The 17,193-nt window shown below is 70.0% G+C and carries 9 protein-coding genes and 1 pseudogene; 2 read left to right on the top strand and 8 right to left on the bottom strand.

All coding sequences use genetic code 11. From position 1 onward, the window contains the following. The first annotated feature begins 198 nt into the window (after positions 1-198). Together ACFWUY_RS18355 and ACFWUY_RS18350 are read left to right on the top strand one after the other, a co-directional pair. A complete protein-coding gene (locus ACFWUY_RS18355; protein ID WP_384108710.1) occupies positions 199-4,233 on the top strand; it encodes a HAMP domain-containing protein in 4,035 nt (1,344 codons plus the stop codon). Then, positions 4,230-6,731, top strand: a complete 2,502-nt coding sequence (locus ACFWUY_RS18350) for a SpoIIE family protein phosphatase (protein WP_384108707.1) — start codon at positions 4,230-4,232, stop codon at positions 6,729-6,731. The genes ACFWUY_RS18355 and ACFWUY_RS18350 overlap by 4 nt, the downstream gene beginning before the upstream one ends. A 30-nt stretch (positions 6,732-6,761) precedes the next feature. On the opposite strand, the pseudogene ACFWUY_RS18345 reads toward ACFWUY_RS18350, so the two are convergent. From ACFWUY_RS18345 to ACFWUY_RS18310, 8 genes and pseudogenes are all read right to left on the bottom strand, one after another. Next, a pseudogene (locus ACFWUY_RS18345) lies at positions 6,762-7,981 on the bottom strand (phosphatidylserine/phosphatidylglycerophosphate/cardiolipin synthase family protein). A 127-nt stretch (positions 7,982-8,108) separates the two neighbouring features. Then, on the bottom strand, positions 8,109-8,546 hold the full coding sequence (locus ACFWUY_RS18340) for an STAS domain-containing protein (RefSeq protein WP_384108704.1): 438 nt from the start codon (positions 8,544-8,546) through the stop codon (positions 8,109-8,111). Positions 8,547-9,253: 707 nt separating this feature from the next. Beyond that, entirely contained in the window at positions 9,254-10,111 is an 858-nt protein-coding gene (locus tag ACFWUY_RS18335) for a glycosyltransferase family 2 protein (RefSeq protein ID WP_384108701.1), read from the bottom strand. Positions 10,112-10,170: 59 nt separating this feature from the next. Continuing rightward, positions 10,171-10,911 carry a hypothetical protein gene (locus tag ACFWUY_RS18330; RefSeq protein ID WP_384108698.1) on the bottom strand — a complete coding sequence of 247 codons (741 nt, stop codon included), beginning with the start codon at positions 10,909-10,911 and terminating at the stop codon, positions 10,171-10,173. After that, positions 10,908-11,534: a 2OG-Fe(II) oxygenase gene (locus ACFWUY_RS18325; RefSeq protein ID WP_384108695.1), complete on the bottom strand. Its 627-nt coding sequence runs from the start codon at positions 11,532-11,534 to the stop codon at positions 10,908-10,910. The genes ACFWUY_RS18330 and ACFWUY_RS18325 overlap by 4 nt, the downstream gene beginning before the upstream one ends. Before the next feature lie 88 nt (positions 11,535-11,622). Next, positions 11,623-13,572 carry a hypothetical protein gene (locus tag ACFWUY_RS18320; RefSeq protein WP_384108693.1) on the bottom strand — a complete coding sequence of 650 codons (1,950 nt, stop codon included), beginning with the start codon at positions 13,570-13,572 and terminating at the stop codon, positions 11,623-11,625. A gap of 16 nt (positions 13,573-13,588) precedes the next feature. Then, positions 13,589-15,136, bottom strand: coding sequence for a patatin-like phospholipase family protein (locus ACFWUY_RS18315; RefSeq protein ID WP_384108690.1), 1,548 nt, complete (start codon positions 15,134-15,136; stop codon positions 13,589-13,591). Continuing rightward, positions 15,133-16,827, bottom strand: a complete 1,695-nt coding sequence (locus ACFWUY_RS18310; protein ID WP_384108687.1) for a GMC oxidoreductase — start codon at positions 16,825-16,827, stop codon at positions 15,133-15,135. The genes ACFWUY_RS18315 and ACFWUY_RS18310 overlap by 4 nt, the downstream gene beginning before the upstream one ends. Between the last annotated feature and the right edge of the window lie 366 nt (positions 16,828-17,193).

The raw sequence follows: 17,193 nt of genomic DNA, 5'->3' as shown, positions 1-17,193 counted from the left end.
GGCCTCCCGGACCGAACTGTCCCTGTGGGGGGACCGCTGTCCCCGCCTGCGTGGCTTTCGCCCGCGAGTTACGGCGGGGTAGGCTGACTCGTATTTGTCGTACGGCAATGATTGCCGTACGAGAAAGACGACCTGTCCGGTCGTGGCGGTGTCCGGCTTTCCGGCGGGGCTCCCAGCAGCGTTCAACGAGGAATGGTCATGACTGAGACGACGGTCGACAACGTGCGTGTACCTCGGACACGGGCGCGTGGTGCGGGCAAGGTGGGGGAGCCGGAGCTGCGGCAGCTCCTGGCCGGGCTGACGGCGGTACGCGACGGTGACTTCGGCACGCGCCTGCCGGACGACGCGGACGGTCTGCTCGGCGAGATCGCCACGGTCTTCAACGGTATGGTCGACCAGCTGTCCCTCTTCACCTCCGAGGTGACCCGGGTCGCCCGTGAGGTCGGCACCGAAGGCACCCTGGGAGGGCAGGCCAAGGTGCCCGGCGTCTCCGGCACCTGGGCCGATCTGACCGACTCGGTGAACGCCATGGCGGGCAACCTCACCACCCAGGTCCGCGACATCGCGCAGGTCGCCACGGCGGTCGCCAGGGGCGACCTGTCGCAGAAGATCGACGTGGACGCCCGGGGCGAGATCCTGGAACTGAAGAAGACCATCAACACGATGGTCGACCAGCTGTCCGCGTTCGCCGACGAGGTCACCCGGGTCGCCCGTGAGGTCGGCACCGAGGGCATCCTCGGCGGCCAGGCCGATGTGAAGGGCGTCTCGGGCACCTGGCGGGACCTGACCGACTCCGTCAACTTCATGGCCGGCAACCTGACCGCGCAGGTCCGCTCGATCGCGCAGGTCGCGACCGCTGTGGCACAGGGCGACCTGTCGCAGAAGATCACGGTGACGGCCCGGGGCGAGATCCTGGAGCTGAAGGAGACCATCAACACGATGGTCGACCAGCTGTCCGCGTTCGCCGACGAGGTCACCCGGGTCGCCCGCGAAGTGGGCACCGAGGGCAACCTCGGCGGCCAGGCCACCGTACGAGGCGCGTCCGGTACGTGGAAGGACCTCACGGACAACGTCAACGTGATGGCGTCCAACCTCACCGGACAGGTGCGTTCCATCGCGCAGGTCGCCACGGCGGTGGCGCGCGGCGACCTGTCGCGGAAGATCACGGTCGAGGCCAAGGGCGAGGTCGCGGCACTCGCGGCGGTGATCAACACCATGGTGGACACCCTCTCGGCGTTCGCCGACGAGGTGACCCGCGTGGCCCGTGAGGTCGGCACCGAGGGCAGACTCGGCGGCCAGGCGAGGGTGCCGAACGTGGCCGGCACCTGGAAGGACCTCACCGACAACGTCAACTCCATGGCGAACAACCTCACCGGACAGGTCCGGAACATCGCCCTCGTCACCACCGCCGTCGCCAACGGCGACCTCTCGAAGAAGATCGACGTCGACGCCCGGGGCGAGATCCTGGAGCTGAAGACGACCATCAACACGATGGTCGACCAGCTCTCCTCGTTCGCCGCCGAGGTGACCCGCGTCGCCCGGGAGGTCGGCAGTGAGGGCCGGCTCGGCGGCCAGGCCGAGGTCGAGGGCGTCTCCGGCACCTGGAAGCGCCTCACGGAGAACGTCAACGAGCTCGCCGGGAACCTGACCCGCCAGGTCCGTGCCATCGCCGAGGTCGCGAGCGCGGTCGCCGAAGGCGACCTGACCCGCTCGATCAACGTCGACGCCTCCGGTGAGGTCGCCGAACTCAAGGACAACATCAACGCGATGGTCGGCTCGCTGCGCGAGACGACCCGGGCCAACCAGGAACAGGACTGGCTCAAGTCCAGCCTCGCCCTGATCTCAGGCCTGATGCAGGGGCACCGTGACCTGGCCGTCGTCGCCGAGCTCGTCATGGACGAACTCACCCCGCTGGTCTCGGCACAGTACGGGGCCTTCTACCTGGCCGAGGAAACCGCCGAGGGTACCGAACTGCGACTCGTCGGCTCCTACGGCCGTCCCACCGACACCATGGGCCACGACCGCTTCAAGTGGGGGGAGTCCCTGGTCGGTCAGGCCGCCCGCAGCAGGCGCACCATCGCCGCCGACGGAGTCCCCGCCGACTACATCAGCATCTCCTGCGGCCTGGGCCGCACCGCACCGGGCAGCCTGATCGTGCTGCCCATCGTGGTGGACGACCAGGTCCTCGGCGTCATCGAACTGGCCTCCTTCACCGCTTTCACGCCCGTCCACCGCGACTTCCTCGAACAGCTCATGGAAACGGTCGGCGTCAACGTCAACACCATCGTCGCCAACGCCCGCACCGACGAACTGCTGGGCGAGTCCCAGCGTCTGGCCGGCGAGCTGCGGGCCCGCTCCGAAGAACTGCAGGTGCAGCAGGACGAGCTGCAGCGCTCCAACGCCGAGCTGGAGGAGAAGGCGGCTCTCCTCGCGGCCCAGAACAGCGACATCGAGGGCAAGAACCTGGAGATCGAGCAGGCGCGGCAGGAGCTCGAGGACCGGGCCCAGCAGCTCTCGCTGGCCTCGAAGTACAAGTCCGAGTTCCTCGCCAACATGAGCCACGAGCTGCGCACCCCGCTCAACAGCCTGCTGATCCTCGCCCAGCTGCTCGCCCAGAACCCGACCCGCAACCTCACCGCCAAGCAGGTCGAGTACGCCGGCATCATCCACTCGGCCGGATCCGACCTGCTGCAGCTGATCAACGACATCCTCGACCTGTCCAAGGTCGAGGCCGGAAAGATGGACATCAACCCCGAGCGCGTCGCGCTGCGGCAGCTCCTCGACTACGTCGAAGCCACCTTCCGGCCCCTGACGACCCAGAAGAGCCTCGACTTCACGATCACCACCGCCCCGGGAGTCCCGGCCGACCTGGTCACCGACGACTCCCGTCTGCGGCAGGTCCTGCGAAACCTGATCTCCAACGCGGTCAAGTTCACCGAACAGGGCAGCGTGGAGCTGCGCATCGAGCGAGCCGTCGAAGCCGCACTGCCCGCCTCGGTCCACCGTGACGGCCCCGTGCTGGCGTTCCGGGTCAAGGACACCGGCATCGGTATCGCCGAGCAGCATCTCGAAGCCATCTTCGGCGCCTTCCAGCAGGCGGACGGGACCACGAGCCGCAAGTACGGTGGTACGGGTCTCGGCCTGTCCATCAGCCGGGAGATCGCGCACCTGCTCGGCGGCGCGCTGACCGCGGAGAGCACCCCCGGCCAGGGCAGCACCTTCACCCTCTACCTCCCGGTCGCCCGCCTCGACTTCCCGCGCGAGGCCGAGCGGACCACCGAGGGCACCGGCACGGAGGGCTCGACCGCGGTCGAGCCCTTCGACGCCCGCCGCTCCGCCCGTACGGAGAGCGAACCGCGCAAGCCCCGCCGACTGCTCGTGATCGAGGAGCGCCCGCGCGGACTGCTGTCCCTCGTCGCCGAAAGCGCCGTCGCCGAACTCGCCGGCGGCCACGACCGCGACACCGTCGAACTCGTGGCGGCCGTCGGCCCGGAGGAAGCGGCCAGTGCCCTGGCGACGGCCCCCGTGCACTGCGTGGTGCTCGAACTCGACCGGGCCGACAGCGATGCCATGCACTTCCTCGACGCGATGGACGGCGATGCCGCGTTGCGCAGCGTCCCCGTCCTCGCGCACAACAACCGGCGCCTGGACGCCGCATTCGAATCCGCCCTGCAGGACCGGGCCCGCAAACGGCCCCTGGAACTGCTCTCCAGCCTGGACGAACTGCGCGAGCGGATCGCCCTGTACCTCTCCGCCGAGCAGCCGAGCGACGTCGTGTCCCTGGTCCGCATCGAGGAATCGCGTCCGCAGACCTCACAGACCGTGGACGACTCCCTGCACGGCCGGACGGTCCTCGTCGTGGACGACGACGCCCGCAACCTCTACGCCCTGAGCGGCATCCTGGAGATGCACGGCATCCAGGTCCTCCACGCGGAGAACGGCCGCAAGGGAATCGAGGCACTGGCCGAGCACCCCGACATCGACCTGATCCTCATGGACGTGATGATGCCCGAGATGGACGGCTACACCGCCACCTCCGCGATCCGCCAGATGCCCGACCACGCCGACCTGCCCATCATCACCGTCACAGCCAAGGCCATGCCCGGTGACCGGGAGAAGAGCCTCGCCTCGGGTGCCAGCGACTACGTCACCAAGCCCGTCGACGCCAACGACCTCATCGACTGCGTCCGCCGCTGGGTGAACCCGCAGCACGACGCGCGGGTGACGTCATGACGTCACTCGAGAACACCGACGGCGAAGAGACACGCTCTCCGCGGGCTCGGGACGAGGTGCGTCCCCTCACCGGCTCGGCCCACGACATCACCGTGATCAGGTCGATGGAAGCGGGCCTCGGCAAGGAACCCTCTTCGGCCCCCGCCGCCGATGCCCCGGCAGGGCCTCAGGCCTCCACGGTCGGCCGTCTGGCGGCCACCGTGGAGCGACTCCGCGAGGAGGTACGCGCGGCGCACGCCGCCGCCGAGGGCCGAGCCCTGATCGAACTCGCCAAGGGCGTGATGATCGAACGGCTCGGGTGCGGGCCGGTACAAGCGGCACGGCAGCTCAACGAACTGGCCCAGCAGGCCGGTCTGTCCGCACTCGAACTGGCGGCGGACATCGTCAACCAGGCCGCTCACGACGAGCTCGCCGCGGTGACGGAGGACTTCGTCCGGCACGCGAACGGGACGGAGGGAGAGCCCGCACCGTCCGTCGCCGTCCGGCTGCGCACCGCCGAGAGCGCCGCGCTCTCCGCGAGCGACACCCAAGCCGTCGCCGAATCCCTCCTGGAACACGCCCTCGCCCCGCTGGGAGCGACTGCCGTGGCCGTATGGGCGGCGGGCCTGGAAGCCTCCCTCACCCTGTGCGGCCACGCCGGATTCAGCGCGGACGAGGCAGACCGCTGGCGGTACGTCCCACCCGGCGTCGCGACCGTGGCCCGACAGGCCCTCGAGGAGCGGCGCACCGTACGGATAGAGTCCCTCGCCTCGGTGGGCCTGCCCACCATCGGCCGTGGCCAGACACCGTACGGCGGCCGCGTCGCACTGCCCGCCGGTACCGGGGGCCGTATCCACGGAGTCCTCGAGATCTGCTGGCCCGAGGAGCTCACGCCGCACCCACCGGCCGTGGCGCGCCAGATCGAGGCCCTGGCCGAACTGTGCGCGCACACGCTCGAGAACCTGCCGTCCTCCGTCGGACACCTGACAGGCACGCGGGAGTCGGCCGACGTCTCGGAACTCGTCGACCTCTCGGACGGCCTGTACGACCCCGCACTCGTCCTCATCCCCCAGCTCGACCCTGAAGGCAACCTCACCGACTTCCGCATCCGCCACGCCAACAGCAGCTTCCTCGATCCCGCCGGGCGTCCCCGCAGCGCGGTCAACGGCGCCCTGCTGCTGGAGGCCTATCCGACGGCCGCCGACGACAGCGAACTCTTCGAGAAGATCGAACGCGTCTACGCCACCGGTGAGCCCTTCCGCGCCCAGCGCATGACGCTCACCGCCCTGGTGGACCAGGTACCGCTGGCCTCCGTCGCCGACCTCAGCATCAGCCGGCACGCCGGCAGCGTCCTGCTCATCTGGCGCATCGAGGACGAGACGGCACGCCTTGCCAGTCTCCTCCAGCACGCGCAGCGCCTCGGGCGCATCGGCGGCTTCGAGGAGAACCTCGTCACCGGGGAGATCACCTGGAACGGGCAGCTCTTCGCCCTCTACGGACGAGCGGTCACCGAGAAGCCGGTGTCCCTCCAGGACCTGGCCGAGCACGCGCACCCCGACGACGCCGTGGCCATCGGCCGCTTCCTCCAGGCGGTGCTGCACCATCGCCGTGCCACCTCCACGGCCTTCCGCCTCCAGCGGCCCGACGGGGTCACCCGCCACATCCGGGTCATCGCCGAACCGGTGCTCGACGCCGACGACCGGCTCCTCGCCGTGCGCGGCGCCTACCAGGACATCTCCTCGCAGCACTGGACCGAGGTCGCCCTGGCGGCGACGAGGGACCAACTCGCCCACACCGAGCAGGAGTCGGCGGAGCGGAACCGGCTGGCGCTGCAGCTCCAGCACGCCATCATGCCCCCGACCCGTGTCCCTCTCGCCGCCCCGGGCCTGGACGTCGCCGTGCGCTACCGGCCCGCCGAGACGGAGTCCCTGGTCGGCGGCGACTGGTACGACACCGTGGTCCTGCCGTCCAAGCGCATCCTGTTGTGTGTCGGCGACATCGCCGGCCACGGCATAGAAGCGGCGACCGGCATGGTCGTCCTGCGCAACGCGATGCGCGGCCTCGCCGTCACCGGCGCCGGCCCCGGCCAGCTGCTGTCCTGGCTCAACATCGTGGCGCACCACCTCACCGAACAGGTCACGGCCACCGCTGTGTGCGGCGTGTACGACCCCGAGACCCGCGTCCTGCGCTGGGCCAGGGCAGGACATCTGCCACCGGTACTGGTCCGTGGGGAGGATGCCAGCACCCTTCCGCTGCTCCGTGGCCTCCTCCTGGGCGCTCTTCCCGAGGCGGAGTACGAGGAGGGGGAGGTGCAGCTCGAACTGGACGACACGCTGCTGATGTACACCGACGGGCTCGTCGAGCGCAGGGACACCGCGGTCCACGACTCGCTGTCCCAGCTGCTCGCCGCGGCGAAGGAGCCGACCCCCTCGCTGGAACGCCGGCTCGACCAGTTGCTTCTGCACAGCAGATCGGACACCGACGACGACACCTGCCTCATCGGCATCAAGGTCGCGTGAACCAGGGCAGGGCCCGGCCCCCCTCCGGCGTCACAGGAAGCGGCGGATGGGAAGGACGGCCGTCTCCCCGGCGCGCTGGAGGAACGAGCGGCCCTTCCAGCGGCCGGGCACGATCTCGGTGCTCGCCCGGAGGTCGTGATCGAAGTGCTCGTCGAGGGCGGCCGTGAAAACCGTGTCGAGGACGACGAGCATGACCTCTTCGTCGTGGTCGAGGGAGCGGCGGTTGAAGTTCGTCGATCCGATGAGGGCGGCGGCCCGGTCCACCGTGATGACCTTCGCGTGCATCATGGTCGGCTGGTACTCGAAGATCTTCACGCCGCACGCGAGGAGATCGTCGTAATGGTGCTGTCCGGCCAGCCGGCAGACCCTCTTGTCCGTGTGCGGGCCGGGCAGGAGGATCTCCACCTCGACTCCTCGGCGCGCCGTGGCGCACAGCAGCTCGACGAAGAAGTTGTCGGGGGCGAAGTAGGCGGTGGTCAGCCGGAAACGTTCCCGCGCGCTCTCCAGCACGACCTCATCAGGGTCTGCATGTCCTGCCAGCCGAAGCCGGCCGAGCCGCGCACGACCTGGACCACGGCGTCACCGTGCGGCTGGTGGTCGATGAACCGGTCCCGTTCGTCGAAGAGTTTCTCGTGGCACTCCGCCCAGTTCTGCGCGAAGGCGGCGGCGATGCCGTCCACCGCGGGGCCACTGACCTGGACGTGTGTGTCACGCCATTCGCGTTCGTTGCGGGCGTTTCCGCACCACTCCTCGGCGATGCCGACACCACCGGTGAACGCGACCTCCTCGTCGACGACGAGCACCTTACGGTGGCACCGGTGGTTCTGCTTGAGCGGAGAGAGCCGAAGCGGTCTTCGGAACCAGGACACGTTCACACCGGCGTCCTCCATCGCCCGCAGCTGCTCCTTCTCTATGAGCCGGCTGCCGAAGCCGTCCAGCAGCAGCCGCACGCGTATCCCCTGGCGGGCCCGATCGGCCAGGGCCTGCGCGAACTGTCGCGCGATGTCGCCCCTCCAGTACACGAAGGTCATCATGTCCACCGTGTACCGGGCCGAGCGGATGCTGCCGAGCATGGCCGAGAAGATCTCATCGCCGTTGCGCAGGGGGACCAGCGCGTTGCCCTCGGTCGCCGCGATACCGATCAGACGTTCCAGGCGCCGTCGCAGACGCGCACCGGAGTCGGAGGCCCCCGTGTCGTGCGCGTCCTCCGTGAGCGAGACCGGGCGCAGCGGTTCCTGCGTACTCGTCATCATGCGTCATCTTCCTGATCGTGCCCCGGCTTCCAGGGACACGGGGCGTCGCACACGGGTGTGGCCCCGCGTGCCTCTCCTGGCGGTGCCACACCCGTCGCGTCAGCTCTGAGGGGCCGGTGCGGGTCTACTGCTCCGTGTTCTCCCGGTCTGCGGAGCGAACCTGAGGATCGACGACGGAATCCTGCTGCCGCACGGTCGCGAGTGCTTCGTCGACGTCCGCGTGGATGGGTGTCGTCACATTGAGACCCGTGATCTCGAGGAGGCGCCGGACGGCGGGCGTCGGAGCCACCAGGTGCAGGTCCCCACCCATCTCACGGGCCTCCCGGGCACCCTTGATCACCACGTTGAGACCCGAGGAGTCCATGAAGCTCAGAGCCGAAAGATCCAACACGAGGTGACGGCGCCCGTGCAGGAACTGGTTGGCGATGTGATGGTGCAGGAACGTGGCGGTTTCGATGTCCAGTTCGCCGCCGACGGTAAGAATCGCGGTGACGGCGTCGCGGACCTCGACCTCGACGTCCAGGTTCTCTTCTCGAACGGGCATGGTTCCTGCTTTCTGCAAATATGGTCAGTTCGGGCTGGGCGACGGGCCGCTGCCTGGCGGCGGCTGCCCGGCACGCCTGTGTGCCAGTGATCGGCGACGGGCAGCGCAGCCCTGAGGCAGCACGGCAGGTGCCTCCCGGCGACCGAGCCTCACAACGGATCGCTCTATCGGATGCTCAGGCAGCGGCCGCTTCATCGGCGCGGCCGACGAGTGAGATCAACCGCACACCGTCCAGTCCGATAACTTGTCACCCGGCAAATATTAGCGGGTGGGTCAACTCGGCATTTTCTGACACCTGGCGGGGCGGCACCAGGACCGGCCCTTGGCGGTCCCGGCGTGGGCGATGTGCGGCGGAGGCGGCGCGACGTCCGTCCTCCGAGGCCTGTTCGGTTCCTACCCAGCCGTACGCCGCGCGGTTGCCCCCCGCCTCACTGGCGTCGGAGAACGGCAACGGACCTGACCGATCGGGGCTTCCCCGTCAGCCCGGGATCGGGCCCGTTCCGCCGCCAGGACCGCATGGACCGTGCGGGCGGCATCACGTGCCGTCCACTTCGGCGCCGCCCCGTAGCCTGCGATCTCGGTCGCCTCGCGCATCTTCTCCTGGTGCGCCTCGCCATTGCCCTGCACCCCAGCCTGATGCCCGGCAGGTCACTCCGTGGGCGGCTCCTCACGTCGGGTCCGGCCCGGTGCGCCCACGGGGCGGCGCGGCGCACGCTGGACAAGCCTCACCTCCAGTCGCCGAACCTCTCGAAGAACGCCTCCGCGGAGCGCACACTCGCTGCCGCGACGGCGCCCCGTTGCACCTCCCAGTCGCCGGCGAACGCCTCGATCAGCACCTCCGCAGCCCTGGGCGTACCGATCACCTTGCGCAGGCACTCCTCGCGGCGCGAGCCGTCGAAATGGACGAGGGCCACCCGTGCCACGTTGTACGCGCGGCTCGCGGAGCTCAGACGGTAGGGCGGGTACGGGCGGAACCGGTGCTCCAGCCGTGCCGACGGGACGGCCAGCACGTCGATCCCGGCGCGCCACGCCCGCAGGCTGAAGTCGACGTCCTCGAGCCCCAGCTCGCGAAAGGCCCCGAAGCCGCCCAGCCGCTCGAACACCGCCCGCCGCACCGCCAGGCAGCCGCCCGGCGCGATGGGCACCGGGTACGGGGCGCCGTCCGGCCCCGGAGGCAGCCAGCGGACCCGCAGGGCGGCGTCGATCAGGCGGGCGCCGCAGCCCAGTGCCGTGCCGCCGAAGTCGCGCAGAACGGGTGCGAGGACGGCATCGGGTCCGGCGGCCAGCGCGGCCCGCAGCCGGCCGAGGCAGTCCCGCTCCAGCCGGCAGTGCGCGTCCAGGAACAGCAGGTGCGTGCCCCGGGCGAGCCGGGCGCCCGCGTTGCGGGCCGCCGCGACGCCGCTGCGCGGGATGCGGTGTACCACGACCCCTCGCGCGCGCCACTCCTCCCGCTCCAAGGCGGCACAACTGCCGTCGGTGCCGCCGTCGTCGACGACGATGGTCTCGTCGGCGACGTCCGACCCGGCGAACACGGACCTCAGGGTCTCGTGCAGCTCCGCGCCCTCGTCCAGGCTCGCGATCACCAGCGAAACGGTCACCGACCGCCCAAGAGACTCCCGCTCCGCCCCGGACGCCGTGCGGGTCATTCCAGCGGGGGGCCGGGCGTGCCGGGCGGAACTCCCCCGGGAGGAGACGTGGCGATCAGGTCGATCAGGCCCGGCAGGATGGCCGCGTACCGGATCGAGTCCTGCAGGTAGGCCGTGAGCCCGGCGCTCAGCGCGAAGTGGTAGGAGCTCAGCCGGTCGAGCTCGCCGCCGTCCAGACCGAGTGCCAGCAGGTCGCCGAGCCTCAGCCGGCCCAGGTTCAGCGCGTCGAGCACCTTCTGCGGCGTCGCGGAGAACTCCAGGTAGTCGGCGAAGTCGGTGGACGACTGGAAGTCGGCCTCGGTGAAACCGGCCTGCTCGAGCGCGCGCTCGAGAGCCCGGTCGCCCTGGCGGACCAGATATCCGGCCGACGGCACGTTCGCCTCGCGCAGGTGCTCAAGCAGTTGCTTCGTCACGGCACCGACGAGGCCGATGTTGGTGGCGTTCCGCCGGTCCGTCAGGACGGGAGTGAGATGGGCCCGGTTCTCGCTGCCGACCATGGCGATGCCCACGGCCTCGACGGTCCGCGACCCGATGCCCTTGGGCGGCCACGGCCGCTCCGTCATGGCCAGCGCAAGGACCAGGCCGCCTTGGGACAACAGCGGTTCGAGGACCTCGGAATAGAGGTGCGGAAACCGGTTGCGGCGGCAGAACGCGGCGAGCGCGGTCCGCGTTTCGACGTCGGTCTCCTTCGTCACCGTCATCCGGACCGACTCGTTCGCGGGAGAGTGGTGGGTCATCGCGGGCCTCCGAGGGCGGGGGAGTCTGCACTGGACATCCACCCCGCGACCGCGTACCGCGTGCCGTCGCGCACGGTCGCCACCTCGTGCATCAGGGAGGACCGGAACAACAGCAGCATGCCGGGCTCGGGCACCACGACCACCCGGCGGTCGCGCAGGCCCGGGTCGGTCTCGTAGACGGTGAGCGCGCCGCCGTCGAACGTCGGCAGGGCCTCGCCGCCGTCGCGTCCGTTGAGGTAGAGCAGCAGCGACCACCGGTGGGCGGCCAGCCGGGGCGGATCGTCCTTGTGGTTGGCCACGTCCCGGTGCGCGCGGAAGTAGCTGCCCTTCTCGTACGACATGAAGTACGGGCCGTACAAATAGTCCGCTTCCGAGTCGAACTCCGCGCGGTGGTCGACGAAATAGGACGCCATGCGATCGCCGATGCGGCGTTTGAAGTCCTCCGGGAAGTGGTGGTCGAAGCACAGGCGCAGCGACTCGTCCAGGACCGATTCGCCCGCGCGCACGATCTGGGCCGGCTCCCGCGGCGCCTGCGTCATGGCCCGGATGACGTCGGCGCATTCGGCGACCGAAAGGAATCCACCGGCCGACGCGATGTTCCGCGTCCTGAACTGGGGCTGCATGTCGTGGCGCCTCCCGGTCGCGTACGTCTCATGGGGTGGCACGAGACTCCTCCAGACAAGCGCCGACCACCGCGACCCGCACGCCGGACTAGCCCGACCGACGGGTACGCCGACACATGTGTACGCCGATCGCCCCCGGGCACCGCCCGCCGGCACGCCGCCCGGCCTGTCCGAGCCCGGTCCGGTGCCTCCTCGCGGTCACCCCCTGACCGTGCCGCGCGATCACGACGGGATCCTCGATGAGCCGCACGGTCGGAGTCGGCTCGGGTACCGGACGCTTCCACGCGCCCTCCGCGTCCTCGACCTCTTCCAGCTTCCAGTCACGGCAGGTCCCGTCGAGTGCCAGCGGGTAGAGGGTGAGCGTGCCGTCCCGCGCGAGGTGCATCCGGAGGAAGCCCTTGTGGTCGTCGATGGACTGCCCGGACATCTGCCAGTCGGCGACCGGGCCCCGGTTCGTCCACAGCACCCACAGGGCGAAGAGCTGGGAGCCGAGGGAAGCGCCCATCACGGCGGCGACGACCAGCAGGACCGCCAGGAACGCGAAGCCGTTCCAGGAGGACGGGACCGACCGGGCGATGGCGACGGTGACGGCCAGGGCCGCGGCGGCGACCGCCGCCTGGAACAGCGCGGCCACGACCGGACCGGACGGCGCCCCAGGGCGCCGTCCGCGCAGCAGCCCACTCCACCAGCCGATCACGAAGGGCAGGACGAAGAGGCAGGCACTCGCGCAGAGCAGACCGAGCACGTCGTCGACGCCGGCGCCCCGCAGGGCCCCGACGGGATCGTGCCGGCCCTCGGCCAGCGCGAACGCGCCGCTCGCGATCAGGACGAGCACCATCTGGAGCGCCCCGGCCAGGGCGGCGAATCCGGGGTTGCGCCGCGGGAGCCAGTACCGCGACCAGGGCTTGGCGATCGCGCGGGCGAGCGAGCGGGACTCCGCCGCGTCCGGGTACGTGTGCTGGGCGAGGGCGAACGCCGTCGGTGGGTGGTCCTTCTTCTGCATGCGTGAGGTGGCCGGCGGCAGGGGCAGGGCCTTCGGGAGCCTGTGGGTGGACGAGAGGAACGCGCCGCCCAGGCCGCACGTCACCATCTGGCGCCGCCGGGGGTCCGGGGGCAGAGCGTCGCCGGCCCCGGCCCCGTCATCGGGCAGCCGCTCCGCGTAGCGGGCGTAGTGGTGCTTGTCGCCGGTCAGCCACAACCGGATCGAGGCGCCCGTCTCCTCGTGCTTCCGGGTCGTCCGGTCGAAGCGGGACCGCACGATGTTGCGGTCGAACCAGTGCAGGGAGTTGAAGGCGTCGGGCCTCTCGTCGCTCCTCACCCAGGTGGGCTCGGCCGAGCAGACGATGACGCTGTCACCCGGACGCAGCCGCGGCGAGAAGTGGGTCTCGAAGTAGCGCCGCTGCGGATCGTCGAAGTAGGTGCCGAGCTGGCTGTCCAGTCCGACGAGCCACCAGTGCTGCGGCAGTTCCACGGCGAAGTAGCTCCGGGTCTGCCGGGTCTGCCAGCCGCCGATCACGCTTTCCTGGGTGAACATCCGCAGGAACGCGGTGAGTCCGTCGTACCAGTCGTGGTTGCCAGGCAGCGCGACCATGAGCGGCTCGTCCGGCGCCGACGGGAGCGCCGCGCGGTAGGGCCCTTTCATCCGGTCCTCGTAGGCGGTCGCCGACGCCACCGGGTACACCTGGTCCCCGCCGAGGACGAGCAGCGAGCCACGGGGGAGCGGGCCGGACCCGTCGAAGGCGAGTCGGTCCGCCCCCAGGGCGGATGCCACCGAGGCCGTCGCCTCGAATCCGTCGCCGAGGTCCGCGACGAAATCGATCCAGATCTCCTCGGCGCGGGGATCCGCCAACGGCGCCCGCAGGAGACCGGCCTCCAGCGCGCCCTGGATCTCTCGCTTGTCCGAGTAGCCGGCGAAGACGGCGGCCAGGCAGACCTTGACCGCGGTGCGCGCCAGCTCCTTCGGCGCGAGCCAGCGGACCGGCTCCTGCGGAGTGAATCGCAGTTCGTCCGCGTGTCCGCGCAGCTCATGGAAGTCCATTTCGGCTTCTCCTCGGTCACAGAGGGGACCAGGGCAGGACGTTCTGCGCGTACACGTCCCACAGCTTGCCGAGGAAGAACCGCCCGAACCGTCCCAGGGTGGTCACCCTGCCGCGCGCATTCGGTGCCTCGACCCGGAAGGTGGTGAGTTGCTTCACGAAGTCGGCGGGGCAGATGCGAACGCTTCCCGCGGCCACCGACTGGGCTCCGGACTCCTCGTCGGCGTCGACGTGACCACGGAAGACGCGCGTGTGGAGGACGGACGTGTCCTTCCAGATCCCCCGGCGCGAGTCCTCGCTGACATCCTTGTACCCGCTGAGGGTGAGCCGGTGACCGGCCCGGTCGCTGAAGAACAGGCGGTAGCGCATCCGCAGGTGCTGCGGGCCGGAGTGCTCCACGAACAGGTGGAAGGTTCCGCGCTCGACCGGAAGGCGCCCGCCCAGCTCTTGGCAGAGGATCTCACCGCGCAACTCGGCCTCGTGCTCGGGACCGGAGAGGAAGCGGTCCATCCCCCTGATGTCGACGGTCAGGTGCAGGGCGATGTCGGCGGCGGCGCCGCCCGCCGACGAGGCCGCCTGCCCGGCGTCGTCCTCCCCGAAGACGACACGGCCGACCATGCGTTCGGTGAAGCGCATGCGGGTCGGGTCGTCGGGGCGGCCAGGAGGCACTCCGGGCTTCCAGGAGATCCCCTGGTCCGTGCACCAGCGGCGCGCATGCCGGACTCCGAGTTCCACGGCCTGGGCGAAACGGTCCCGGCTGAAGTTGATGAGGTAGTTCAGGGGCACCTCGCCGCTCAGCAGCCGGACCTCGATCGGGCGCCCGAACTCTCCCTCCTCCCCGTTGCGGATGGCGGCGTTGCTGGCCTCGATCCGGCGCAGCCAGTGTTGCAGTCCGCCGTTGGCCGTCGTCTCGATGATGTGGAAGTAGTTGGCCACGAAGCCGTTGCGCCAGCGGTGCCTTCGGCTGACCGTCCAGATGATCCACAGTTCGTCGCAGCCCCGCCGGATCGCCTCCTCGACGTTCGCGTCGGTCAGATAGACCGGGTCGATGTACGTCTGCCCGTCGATGACGACCGGAGGGAACCACATGGGCAGCGCCACCCCGGCACAGAACCGGTCCTCGTCCATGCGGTCGGCGGTCACCGGCTCCAGCTCGTTGGCGCTGAAGTTGTAGAGGTTGAAGGTGGCTTCACGGTCGGTGGCCCGTATCCGCTCCCAGTCCAGCCCCCAGTCCGGGAAGACGCGACGCCGGTAGCCGTCCAGGGTGAAGAGGGAACGGGCGTAGGGCCCCTTCGGCAGCTCGCGCCAGTTCGGGGTGACGCCCTTCAGCGGAGAGAGCGTGCGCCAGTTGTCGGCGATCTCGCGCCCGGACATCCCCTGGCAGTACATCGCGAGGTTGAACACGCCTCCACTGGCGCCGTCGGCGTGGTCGAACGTCAACTCGGCCTCGTCGAGCAGGACCTGGAGGACGCCGGCCTGGTAGGCGACCTTCAGCCCGCCGCCGGCGAGGAGGAGAGACCTGCGCGGGGATCCGCTGCGGGGCGTGGTGCCCTGTCCGGTCGTCATGAGGCGCTCTCAGAGTTCTGCCGGTGGTCCTCGACGATGCGAAGGGCCGACCGGTCGGCCAGCGCGGCGATGGTGAGCGAGGGGTTCGGGCCGACGGGGCCGGGCAGTACCGAGCCGTCGGCGATCGACAGTCCCGGGTAGCCGTACACGCGGCCGAAGGAGTCCACCACGCCTTCCCTCGCGGTGTGCCCCATCGGAGCGCCACCCACGGGATGCACGGTGATGAGGCGGTTGAGCAACCACAGGGGATTCGCCGCGTAGCGTCCGCCGAGACTGCGCGACACGCGCTCCATGGTCGCGTTCATCTGGTCGAAGTACTGATCGGACGCGGCCAGTTTCCAGTCGAGGTCCAGATGCCCGTCCCGGAGGAACATCCGGCCGTTGGGGACGTCCCTTCCCATGCCGAGCAGCGGCAGGGACGTCGCGGTGAACAGCCCCTTGCCCATGGCGTCACCGAGCTGTCGTCCCACACGGCTGCGTGCGGTACCGGTCAGCTGCGACCACCCTCGACGCAGCAGGAATCTCCCGACGCGGTTGGACATCGTGAGGACGTTGTGCTCGACGAGCCAGTTGAGGAATTCCGGGTACCCGGCGTCCTCGATGTAGAACCCCCGGTCCCTCTCGCCGCTTCCCTTGCGGTCCACCCGCATCGCACTCGTGATGACCGGTCCGAAACTCGGCTCCATCAGGTGCGGCACCGCTTCCCCTTCCTCGGACCGGTCCTGACGCCTCTCCCGGGATTTGAGCACCAGCCCGAGGAAGTCCCCGTTCCCGGAGAAACGCGTGCCAAGGGCCGGGCTGAGCGCGGGGAAGGCGCTGCGGTTCCGCAACAGCAGATAGGTCGTGCCGAGCGTGCCGGCGGAGAGGACCAGCCGCCTGGCCCTGATGGTCCGCCGTACGGGAGGAGCCGACGGATCCTCGTCCCCGGCTGCGCGGTGCTCGATGTACGAGACCTGGAAGCCCTCTCGGACCGGTTCGAACGAGCGGACCTCGCAGAGGGTCCGGATGTCAGCCCCGAGCCGGTGCGCGGCGCTGAGGTAGGTGAAGTCCAGACTGTTCTTGCTGCCGAAGTTGCAGCCCAGGTCGCATTCGCCGACCAGCCTGCACGCATAGCGCGGGCTGTGGTGCAGATTGTCCTCGCCGCCGTCGAGAGGGGCGCCGGGCACCGGGGGGTCCCCGAAGGAGACGGCCAGCAGCGGAAGTTCCCACGGAAGACCCAGCCGCTCGGCCGCCCGGCGCATGGCGAGGGTCTTGGGCGTGCTCCGGTAGGGCTCCACGTCGAAGGGGTATTCTTGCGCGCCCAGCGTGGTCTCGACGGAGCGGTAGTGCGGATCGAGGTCCTCATAGGTGACGGGCCAGTTCTCGTAGCCGCCGTCGAACGCCTCGTGCACGAACCAGCTCTCCGGCTTGCGGATCAGGACGTTCGCGTAGATCAACGACCCGCCGCCCAGCCCACTGGACACGAGCGCGTCCATCTTCGAGAAGCTCCACATGTCGTACATCCCGTACAACCGGGAATCCGGGTCCCAGAAGTTCTTGGCCGCCTCGTGGGGGCTGCGGGGAAAGGACCCGGGCGGGAACGGCTTCCCTCTTTCGAGGACGCATACGCTCAGGCCGGCCTCGGCCAGGCGAAACGTCGTCACGGATCCGCCGAAACCCGAACCGACGACGACGGCATCGAAAACGTCCACGCTCGCCACCTCTGGAGATCGGAGCCGGAACAGCTGCCTGACTTCTCCCTCGTCTGCGGCTGCCGCACGCGCGACCTCTCTCCATGGTTCACCCGCGTGTGGTGAAGCGCATGTCGAAGCGTCGGCCATCACCGGTCAGGGTGTTCGCGCGCCGACGCGATGAAGAGTGCCGGTCAGCGGCGTCTGCTGGATCTGCGCCGAGGTTCGGGCCCTGTGGCTCGCTCCCGAGCGTGCCGACGCCCTCGCGGCGACGGCGTCGATGGGCGCGGCGGTTGTTCGGTCCCCCGCCACCAGCGGCGCGCCGCTGGTCGTCCCGACCGTGCGGGATGACCGTGACCGTCCCGTCCGTGCGGGGTGGCCGGTCGG

It is taken from the genome of Streptomyces sp. NPDC058664 (assembly GCF_042716635.1).
Taxonomy (GTDB): Bacteria; Actinomycetota; Actinomycetes; order Streptomycetales; family Streptomycetaceae; genus Streptomyces.
This window is presented reverse-complemented; position numbering and strand designations above follow the sequence as displayed.